The organism is Ruminococcus sp. N15.MGS-57 (genome assembly GCF_000980385.1).
Classification (GTDB): Bacteria; Bacillota; Clostridia; order Oscillospirales; family Ruminococcaceae; genus Hominimerdicola; species Hominimerdicola aceti.
Window position 1 is genome coordinate 1 of record NZ_LARF01000055.1, and the last position, 10536, is coordinate 10536.

The window sequence follows — 10536 nt, forward strand, 5'->3', positions numbered from 1 at the left end:
AATGGTCATAATTTATATTGTTTTAGATATGCATCCATTTGGTATCAGCAAGACAGTTTCAGGACTATCGTTTGATAGTCCTTTTTTCATGCCCAGATCACCCACAAATACCACAAAAAGATCGACCAGTAATCCCATTTGGGATCTACTGACCGATCTTGCTGTTTATTCACTTGCACAAAACATAACGCCAGCCTTAAATCAACGTTCCTTGTCCGTCAGCTCAAACCTGATACTGTGCAGGTCAAGCCCATTCTGCGCAAAGTATATCCTGAAAGTTGTGAAGCGTGAGAACATAGGCGTTTCCTTTTCCATTGAAACAGCCTTGCCGCCAGTGCCGTTGAACGTGAACGTACCCACCGCAGTTCCCATGCTGAACAGCGTCATAGGTATCTGTGCAAGCTCACTCTGCGTAGAGCTTGCCGTAACTATCACCCTGTAAATACCGAAGTTTGACAGGTCAAGAGCAAAGCTATAAGAAGTGCCTTTCTTTGTGTCAACATCACTAAGGTCAAGAGTTATGTCACGGTCTACCTTGTAAAACTGTACAGGCTTGTCGTCCTCCTGCTCCTCGTCCTCTCGTTTTATCACCTTGACAGTATCTCCTATACCCTCCGCACGCTTAAGAGCATTAGTTTGAAGAAGAAATCCGCATATGTTCGCCGCATTTCTCTGAAGCTCACACCTCTCTATACCGCCATTTTCAAGGGCAGCAAGCGTGTTATCGTCATTCTTTTCTCCGTCAGGACAAACCATGTAAACATCGTTCTGCGCCCTGGCCATAGCTGCAAAATCCGTCTTGTCAGGCTCTTTTCCACGAACGTTTATGTTCGCCCACCAGTCCGTCATGGTGAAGCCCTTGAAGCCCCATTCCTCACGAAGTATCACTGTGTTAAGGTCAAAGTTTCCTGCTGTCCACAAGCCGTTTACTCTGCCATATGTGGTCATAACAGAGGAAGCTCCTCCCTCTTTTACCGCTATCTCAAAACCCTTTAGATATATCTCCCTGAGTGCTCTTTCCGATACCACCGAGTCGATAAAATGCCTGTTTGTCTCACGATTGTTCGCACAGAAGTGCTTTATCGTACCTGTCACCCCTGCACCAGCCAGGCCCTTTAACTCAGCCGCCGCCATTTTGCCCGTAAGAAAAGGATCTTCAGAGAAATACTCAAAGTTTCTGCCGTTCAAAGGGTGTCTGTGAATGTTCATTCCAGGGCCAAGCAGACAGTCCACCTTGTTAGCCGCCATTTCAAGCCCCATAAAAGTGAAAAGCTCACTTGTAAGCTCCTTGTTGAACGAAGAAGCTATCATAGTGCCGTTCGGCAGGCTGAAAGCCTTTGTGCCGCAGTCAAGTCTCATGCCCGACGGACCGTCCGAACAGCAGCCAGCAGGTATGCCAAAGCCATTGAGATTTTCCGACACTCCACCGAACGCCGAAGCCGTACCAGCCGTGACCCTAGGGCTTCCCATACCCTCGCCCCTTATAATGCAGGAAAGGTCATAGTCTGAAAGCTGTGCAATAAATTCGTCCATTGTGTTCTTGCCGTTCTTAACGTCCCAAAGCTTTATACCCTTGTCACCGGTGTATGCTATCTCTTTCGGAAGCTTCTCCAAACGCCTTGCACTTTCGTCTACCTCAGATACAGGCACAGCCTCTCTGCCAATGCTGAAAGCTCCGCCCTCGCAAACAGGCTTTATCCTCTCAAAACTCTCCACAGGAGCAAGCGACTGAGTGAGCCTTTCTGTTACCAGATCCTCACCCTGCTCAAAACTGCAAGCATATTCAGCACTTCTCACGTCACTGCCCACATAGAATTTATATTCCCCTGCTTCAAGCACATAGCATGACTTGTTGCCCGTCACACCCGAATCGTCATAAGAAGCAAGCTTTGCGATATCCACTGCTATCTCAACCACCTGCTCTTCCTGCGGTACAAGCTCCCTGGTCTTTTCAAAGCCGCAAAGCACTCTAGCCGCCTTGCCGAGCCTTCCCTGCGGAGCTTCGCAGTAGACCTCTATTACCTCTTTACCCTTATAATAACCGATATTTTTCACCGATACAGAAAGCTTCACAGCCCCCTCTGTTATCTCAGCCTTTTCCGTCTTTATCTCAAACGCAGTGTATGAAAGACCAAATCCGAACGGATAAAGCACCTTTTCTTTAGCAAAAGTCTCAAAATAGCGATATCCCACATAAATATCCTCAGCGTAAATATCCCTGTTTTCCTCTCTGCCGAAATTAGCATCCGAAGGGTAGTCCGACGCCTTGTATGCGATAGTGTCAGGAAGCTTTCCGCTTGGGCTGACCTTTCCTGTCAAAACGTCCGCCGTACCCTTTCCGCCTGTCATTCCCCCCTGCCAAACATAAAGCACAGAGTCAGGGGCAATTCTGTTTATGTCGGTCATATCGATGATATTTCCCACATTGAGAAGCAAAACAACTTTCTTGAAATGCTTTCTCACCACCGTGAGCATTTCTATCTCGTCATCGCTTAGCAAATAAGAGCCTGCCTCCAGCCTGTTGTCCTGCTCCTCGCCTGCCGTCCTGCCTATTATCACAATGGCAGTTTCACAGCTTTTTGCAGTTTCTTTGACAAGCCCCTCGTCAAGTGGCATCTCTTTCTGCGACCACGGCTCTCCGCCCCAGCCCTCGCCTAAGTCGAATGGGTTTTCCCTGTCCCATTTTCTGTATGTGTCAAGAAGCTTCTCATTGACCTTTACACCGTTATCAATAAGCCCGTCCAGAATGTTCACTACCTTAGTAACGTTCACCATTCCTCCCGAGCCTGTTCCACTTTTATAATAATGAAACTGTATGCGTCCGAAAACAGCCACCTCTTTGTCTGCATCAAGTGGCAGAGCATTATTTTCATTTTTGAGCATAACGATTCCCTCAGAAACCATTTTCGCCGCAGTATCAAGATATTTGTTCCAATCAAGTATTCTTTCCATAGCTTTCACCTTTCCAAATTTTCTATTGAATTTCAAAGTGTATTATAGCACAACCCTCCCACCTATTCAATAAAGATACTATGAACAATGGGTTTACTTTTTATATAGCATATCCTGTCCTAAGGAAAAATATTGCACAATGTGTTTATTTGTGCTATAATGAGTACATATGACTGCACCGCACGCTTCTTGTTCGGTGTTCCTTATTAAAAAAATTATTATCGGAGGGGTAAAAGTGGATAATATCGTCACTGTCGGCGGACACATAAACGCATCTATAAACTTTGCCATGCAGCAAAACTATGTCCCTGTCATAAGAAGCCTTGTAGTAAATAACAACTCAGAAGAAGCCCTTGAGAATATCGGACTTAAAATAACCTTTGAGCCTGAGTTTGCAAAGGAATTTACATATCATATCGGCTCTATCCCCGCAAAAAGTTCTGCCGAGATATCCCCCGTGAGGATATCTACCAACACAGATCTTCTTTTCTCTCTTACAGAAAAAATGGTGGGCAATATCACCATTGAGGTGCTTCAAAATGGTGAAAATATCTTCACCTATCAGAACACTATAGAGCTTCTCGCCTGCGATCAGTGGAGCGGTTTGAACATAATGCCAGAGATGATAGCCGCATTTGTTACGCCAAATCACCCTGCGCTCTCCCCAGTTATTCATGACGCTTCCACGTTCCTGAAAAAGTGGAAAGGCGACCCCTCTTTCACAGGCTATCAGACCAACAACCCAAACAACGTGAAGCTTCAAATGGCAGCAATTTTTGCCGCCCTCGTCCAACAGAAAATAGTCTACAACGATCCCCCTGCAAGCTATGAAATCATAGGTCAGAGGATACGCCTGCCGCATAAGGTCTTGAAGCAGAAAATGGGTACTTGTCTTGACCTTGCGGTGCTTTATGCCGCCTGCCTTGAAGCGGTGGGACTTCACCCTCTGCTGTTTTTCATGACAGGTCACGCATTCTGCGGCTGTTGGCTTGAAAACGAAACTTTCGCAGATTGTTGCGTTGACGATGTTTCCGCCATTGAAAAGCGCATTGCAGAAAATGCCGAAGAAATGCTCCTTGTGGAGTGTACAGACTTTGTTGACAGCAACGTTCACGATGTCGAGCGTTTCGACCATGCCATGAAACACGGCAAAGACCATATAAGCAACATGGAATTTCAATGCGTCATAGACATTATCCGCACCCGTGGAAGTGGCATAAGACCTATCCCACTGCGTCCCGAGCAAACCTATTCAGGTCTGCAGCTTGCAGAAGAATCCGACAAGCCAAAAGAGATGCTCGCCCCCTCCGAGCTTAACAGCTCGCTTCTTGGCAAAGTGGCAGAGGGCAACGATAAACCCGTCACAAAAATGCGCATATGGGAAAGAAAGCTTCTTGATTTCAGCCTGCGAAATTCTCTTTTGAACTTCCGTGTCACAAAGAACACCATGCAGCTTATGACCGCCGACCTTGGAAAGCTTGAGGACGAGCTTGCAAGCGGAAGTGACTTCCGTATCATGGAAATACCTACCGAGTGGACAGTTTCCACTCGTGACGCAAAAATATTCGCTATCGAGAACGAAAAGGACCTTGTGACAAATATCGCCGAGAACGAGTTCAAAAACAACCGCATAAGAACGTTCCTTAATGAAGCCGACCTTGACACTGCCCTTAAAAGCCTCTACCGCTCCGCAAAGGTGAGCATGGAGGAAAACGGCAGCAACACCCTTTTCCTCGCTCTGGGACTTCTCCGCTGGTATGAAAGCGACCTTTCCGAAAAGCCACGCTATGCCCCTTTGGTGCTTATCCCTATAGATATCGTCCGCAACACACGCAATAAGGGCTATATAATAAGGAGCAGACAGGAAGAAACTCAGATAAACGTCACGCTTCTTGAATATCTCCGTCAAGACCACGGCATCAGTATCACAGGTCTTGACCCTCTCCCACTTGACGAACATGGCATTGACCTGCCCCTTGTTTTCAATACTATCCGTCAGGCGGTTATGGGCAAAAAGCGTTGGAACATCGAGGAATATGCCTTTATCGGTCTGTTCTCGTTCAGCCAGTTCGTAATGTGGAACGACCTTCGCAACCGCTCAGAGGAGATAAGCCAAAACAAGGTGGTGTCCAGCCTTATGGCTGGCTCTCTCACCTATGCCCCCGAGGATATAAGCATAACCCCTGAGAATATAGATTCCGACCTTGACCTTGAAAACATGGCAGTGCCAATGAGTGCAGACTCCTCACAGCTTGCCGCCATTGCCGCAGCAGGAAGCGGACAAAGCTTTGTCCTCCACGGCCCTCCTGGAACAGGAAAATCTCAGACTATCACAAATATGATAGCAAACGCCCTCTACAATGACAAGTCTGTGCTGTTCGTTGCCGAAAAAATGGCAGCCCTCAACGTGGTGCAGAAACGTCTTGCAAATCTGGGGCTTGACCCGTTCTGCCTTGAACTCCACTCCAATAAAACAAACAAGACCACTGTCCTTGCAGAGCTTGACAAAGCCCTTGAAGTGGGCAAAATAAAATCTCCCGAGGAGTATTCAACCGAAGCCGCAAGGCTCAAAGCTCAGAAAGCCCAGCTCAACGATACCATAACCGCACTTCACGAAAAGCGTAACTGTGGTGTGACCCTTTACGAAGCTATATCAGCCTATGAGCGCAGTATATCCGAAAAAGACAAAATATCAGTTTCAAAAGATATTCTCACAAACATAGCAAAGGAAACTCTCGACCGCTTCAGCGACCTTGTGCATAGATATTCAATAGCCATAGCCGAAACAGGCAACTTTGCCGACTTCCCACTTAAAGATATCGGCATTACATCATATTCTATGGAACAGCGCGACAAGTTCCACACTGAAGCCGCCGACCTTGCCCAAAAAGCCACCGCTTCCTCTCAGTGCGCACAAACTCTCGCACAGGCTTATAGCTACAGCGGTGACCTTGACAAGACAGCAGTAAAAATGCTTTCTGACATATACAAAGCTTCCACCGCTGACGGTGAACTTCTTGACGGACTTCTCTGCGCACCACACTATGACCTTGCAATGCAGAAGATAAAGGGCACCGTGTCAATGGGCAAAGAATACAGCAGTCTTTCCTCGGATATACTCACAAGCTTTGAAAAAAGCGTCTTTGACTTCCCTGCCTCAGAGTCAAGAATGGTATACAAGCAGGCAGTTCAAAGCTGGTTCCTGCCAAAAGCAATGAAACTTGGCAAGCTTGTAAAAAGCCTAAAGCTCCACGCCAAAGACCCTGCTTCCGTTACAAAAGCAAACCTTGGTGAAATTCTCGATAAGTTTTGCACCATAAGCGAAAAGAAAGACTTCCTGCGAAGCCTGCCGTCAGATGTAACAGCGCTTCTCACAGGTATTTACATGAACGAGCAGACCGATTGGAATGTCCTTGAAAAAGCCGTTTCAAAAACCGACAGCATTATGAATGCCATTAACCAGAAAGCTGGTGCTGACCCTGCACAAATGGCTCAGACTATCGGAAAAGCAAACTGCACTTCTGAAGGACAGGCTCTCTCCTCGTTCCTTGAAAAGCTTTCAGCCTTTGAGGACAGCTTCTCAGCCAACATGACCGCCATAGAAGCAAGTGCAGATTGGCTTGGCTCATCTGCAGAAAAGCTTAATACCTATGCCGAAAACGCCGATAAGCTTAGATATGCCGCCCAGTTCAACAGCGTTGACAAAGAGCTTTCAGACAACGGACTTTCAGGTGTCAGCGAAAGCTACCGCACAGGCAATGTTGACAGCGAAAACGTAGAAAAAGCATTCTCCTGCACGCTAAACTATCAGCTTGCACTTATGATAATAAACAGCGATAAACGTCTTAGCCAGTTCAGCAGTAACAGTGCAAACGACCTTATCACACAGTTCAAAGACACTCTCGATAAATTCTCACGCCTGACTATACAGGAGCTTTTGGCTCGTCTTTCCGCAAAAATACCTGCCCAAGGCTCAGCCTGTGCTTCCACCTCTGAAATGGGCATACTCAAACGTGCCATAAAGAGCAACGGCAGAATGATGTCGCTTAGAAGCCTTTTCGATAAGATACCAAATCTTCTCCGCAAGCTCTGCCCTTGTATGCTCATGAGCCCCATATCAGTTGCACAGTATATAGACCCGTCATTCCCGAAATTCGACCTTGTTATCTTTGACGAAGCTTCACAGCTGCCAACAGCCGAAGCCGCAGGCACTATCGCAAGGGGCGAGAACGTTGTTATTGTTGGCGACCCTAAACAGCTCCCACCAACAAACTTTTTCTCCTCAAATCGGATAGACGAAGAAAACAGCGAAAAAGAAGACCTTGAAAGCCTCCTTGACGATTGCCTTGCTATCTCCATGCCGTAGCAGTATCTCAAATGGCATTATCGTTCACGCCACGAGAGCCTTATTGCCTACAGCAACATGAAATACTATGACAATAAGCTTCTCACATTCCCGTCCCATAACGACCTCATTTCAAAGGTGAGCATTATCCACCCCGAGGGTCACTATGACAAGGGCAGAACAAAGCAGAACAAGGCGGAAGCAAGAGCCGTTGTTGACGAGATAATAAGACGAATGAGCGATGAAAAGCTCCGCAATGACAGCATAGGTGTTGTAACATTCAGCTCCGTTCAGCAAAATCTCATTGACGATATGCTCTGCGAAGAGTGGGCAAACCACCCTGAGCTTGAAGAGCTTGACAGAAAGTCACCAGAGCCGGTCTTCATCAAAAACCTTGAAAACGTCCAGGGCGACGAACGTGACGTTATACTCTTCTCCGTCGGCTATGGTCCTGACGAAAAGGGACAAGTTTCAATGAACTTCGGCCCTCTCAACCGTGACGGCGGCTGGCGAAGACTTAATGTAGCAATATCCCGTGCAAGAAAAGCCATGATAGTCTACTCTGTCCTCCGTCCTGAGCAGATAGACCTTTCAAGAACACGTTCCGAGGGCGTTGCAGGACTTAAAGGCTTCCTGGAGTTTGCCGAGCGTGGAAAGCTTGCCGTAACAGCCCACAGCACCACAAAAAGCACAAGCGACAGCACTGTAACAGAGTGTATCGCAAAAGCCATAAAAGAGCTTGGCTATGGAGTGAAATGCAACATCGGAAGCTCCGAGTTCAAAGTTGATATCGGCATAATCGACCCTGACAACGAAAAGGAGTATCTCTTGGGCATACTCCTTGATGGTGAAAACACTCTCCACAGCTCAACCGCACAGGATAGATTTATCCTACAGCCAAGCGTACTTAACGGTCTTGGCTGGAATATCCTGAGAGTGTGGACGCTCGATTGGTTTGACGATAAGGACCGAGTTCTGGGAAACATAAAAGCCGCCATAGACAGCGCACCAAAGCATGAAGCCGAAACCGCTCCCTCCTCAAAGCCTGCCGTCTATTCCACATCGCAGTTTGAAAAAGAAGAAGCTTCCGCCCTCACATCAGCCTTTGCACAGCCCTATGTGACCGCAGATATTGGCATAATGGGTACATCTGATGACTTTTATAAGCCAGAAAACAAGCAGAAAATAAGGGAAACAGCCGAAAAGATAATCGCTGTCGAAGCACCAATAAGCGAGAAGCTTTTCATGAGAAAAGTTTTCACCGCATGGGGCATAACACGAAGCGGCTCAAGAGTGGAAAGCGTCTTTGCCGATGCCGCACAAGGCGTTTCACCATTCGCCACAGCCGATGAAAACAGAGTTTTCCTTTGGAAAGAGGGGCAATCCCCTGAAAGCTATTCTATCTATCGCACAAGCGATGATACCAACAAGCGAAGCATGGAGGATATCCCCTCCGAGGAGATAATAAACGCCGTGAAAGAAGTGCTTTGCCAGCAGATAAGCCTTTCAGAAGCCGACCTCGTAAGAGAAACAGCCAAGAAATTCGGCTACACAAGAGCTGTGGGCATAACGGAGAGCGTAATAAGCTACACCCTGAAAAAAGCTCTCACCGCAGGTCTTATCAAAAAATCAGAAGGCGGAAACATCTCCGCAAAATAATACGCAAACAAACCAAAACCACCGCCGAGAGCTTTCCTCCCAGCGGTGGTTTCTATTCATATCAGTATTTCCATTTCTCCGAGCAAATCTGCATCTCAACCATGTGCTTGTAGATACCGTTAGCCTTTTTAAGCGCCTCAGGCGAGCCTGTCTCAGCCACCTTGCCGTCTTTAAGCACAACTATCTTGTCCACACCGTCAACAGTTCTCATTCTGTGTGCTATTATAAGCACAGTCTTGTTCTGTATAAGCTTTGCGATAGACTCCTGTATAAGCGACTCGTTGTCAACGTCCAGAGAAGCCGTAGCCTCGTCCATAAGAATGATAGGAGCGTCCTTTAGAAATGCCCTCGCTATGGATATACGCTGTCTTTCACCGCCCGAAAGCTCCGAGCCGTTCTCTCCTATCATGCTGTTCCACTTGTCAGGCATCTTCTCAACAAAATCCTCGCAGTGTGCAAGCCTTGCCGCCGCCATAACCTCCTCGTCCGTTGCGTCCTTTCTGCCTATCCTGATATTCTCCATAACAGTGTTGTTAAACAGCGTTACATCTTGGAAAACGATAGAGTAAAGTGACAAAAGCTTCTCAGGGTCAACGTCTGCAACATTCATTCCGCCAACAGTTATCTTACCCTTGTCATTATCCCAAAATCTTGCCGCAAGCCTTGCAACAGTGGTCTTTCCTACGCCAGACGGACCGATAAGCGCTGTTATCTCCCCTTGCTTTGCAGTGAAACTTACATCGGAAAGCACCTGCTCTTCACTCTTGTATGAGAAAGCAACATGGTCGAATGTGATATCATAACCCTTGTTGTCAAGCTTATCACTGCCCGACTGCTCCTCGTGCGAAAGTATCTCGTCCATACGATTGCAGTTTGCGTCAAGGCTTATTATAGCAGCCAAATTCTGAAGCGCTATCTGAAGCGGCTCATACATTCTTGTTACCACCAGCAGGAACATAAAGAACGTCAGCACCGTTATCTCATCCTTTACAAGAAGCGAACTTCCCACAACAGCCACAGTTCCAATACCGAGCTTTAGTATCATCTGCGCTGAGCATACGAACACCGCATTTGCAAACTCCGCCACGATAGCGTGCTTTTCCACAGCCTTTATCTTCTTTTCAAGCCCCTCAGAGTATTTCTCTGTCATGTTGTATGAACGCAGGTCACGGAGAGTTTCAAGCCCCTCCTGAATGCCGTCAATGCAATCTATACGATATTTCATCGTCTTTTCGTGTATCCTTGACATAACCTTCTTTGAAGAAATAACTATCATAAATGCTACCGGCATTACCCAAACTGAAGCAAGAGCCATTCTCCAGTCAAAGAAAAACAAGCTTATAACAATGATAGTAGTAGAGGCGATACCGCCCACAAGCTCAGGTATCCAATGCGAAGAGCCTGTTTCTATCATTGCACAGTCCGTCATGATAGTGTTTGTAAGGTCGGCAAGGTCTTTCTTGCCAAAGTATGAAAGGGGTATCTTCCTGAGCTTTTCCGCAAGCGTCCTTCGTCTTACACCGCTTTCAACATATGTAGAGTAAAACGTGGACTTATACTGAAACAGCGTTGTAAGGGCA

Annotated in this window: 4 protein-coding genes and 1 pseudogene; 3 read left to right on the forward strand and 2 right to left on the reverse strand. The window is 46.9% G+C overall.

The features are described from left to right. Positions 1-201 precede the first annotated feature (201 nt). Positions 202-2952 carry a glycoside hydrolase family 3 protein gene (locus WS40_RS09625; RefSeq protein WP_046441895.1) on the reverse strand — a complete coding sequence of 917 codons (2751 nt, stop codon included), beginning with the start codon at positions 2950-2952 and terminating at the stop codon, positions 202-204. 235 nt (positions 2953-3187) lie between these two features. Between WS40_RS09625 and WS40_RS09630 the strand changes: the two genes are divergently transcribed. From WS40_RS09630 to WS40_RS11635, 3 genes and pseudogenes are all read left to right on the forward strand, one after another. Continuing rightward, positions 3188-7318 (forward strand): DUF4011 domain-containing protein, encoded by a 4131-nt coding sequence (locus tag WS40_RS09630; protein WP_325208516.1) that lies wholly within the window; start codon positions 3188-3190, stop codon positions 7316-7318. A gap of 18 nt (positions 7319-7336) precedes the next feature. Then, positions 7337-8284 (forward strand): annotated as a pseudogene (locus WS40_RS11630) (AAA domain-containing protein); the annotation flags it as partial. A gap of 153 nt (positions 8285-8437) precedes the next feature. Further along, complete coding sequence (locus WS40_RS11635; protein WP_325208517.1) at positions 8438-8956, forward strand: DUF3320 domain-containing protein; 519 nt, start codon at positions 8438-8440, stop codon at positions 8954-8956. 61 nt (positions 8957-9017) lie between these two features. Here WS40_RS11635 and WS40_RS09635 read toward each other — a convergent pair. Continuing rightward, a partial coding sequence (locus tag WS40_RS09635; protein WP_046441897.1) for an ABC transporter ATP-binding protein occupies positions 9018-10536 on the reverse strand: 1519 nt, incomplete at its 5' end.